Genomic DNA, 500 nt, shown 5'->3' with positions numbered 1-500 from the left:
CCCGAATGAAAACTGCACGGCGAAGCAATCCCTTTGTGAGGAGTTGCCAAATGGCGGCAAGCCAGAAGTAAGCCAAAACATACTCGACTTCGTAGAGTTTTACAGCCAACACTTAGCCGTGCCGATTCGTCGAAATGTGAATGATCCTGATGTTCAGCTTGGCCAAAAGATCTTTGCCGCTTCGGGGTGCGAAAGCTGCCATAAAACCAGTGTAAAAACGACAAAACGAGCAGACCGGCCTGCGCTTTCAGAGCAACTTATCCACCCGTATACCGATCTGCTGTTGCATGACATGGGAGAGGGCCTTGCTGATCATCGACCTGAATATCTTGCCAATGGCAGTGAATGGCGTACTCCACCACTTTGGGGGATTGGTTACACAGAAGAAGTGAACGGTCACACGTATTTCTTACATGATGGTCGAGCACGTAACTTGATGGAAGCGGTGCTTTGGCATGGTGGTGAAGCGGAGCAAGCGAAACAAAACGTGTTATCGCTGA

1 protein-coding gene is annotated in these 500 nt (G+C 49.6%); it reads left to right on the top strand.

The window, feature by feature from the left end:
• Positions 1-500 (top strand): di-heme oxidoredictase family protein (locus tag R7Q48_RS31695; RefSeq protein WP_318134444.1); only part of this gene is annotated, 500 nt, incomplete at both ends.

This window comes from Vibrio sp. 378 (assembly GCF_033339435.1).
Note: the sequence above shows the minus strand (reverse complement) of the source record. Positions and strands in the feature narration are given on the sequence as shown.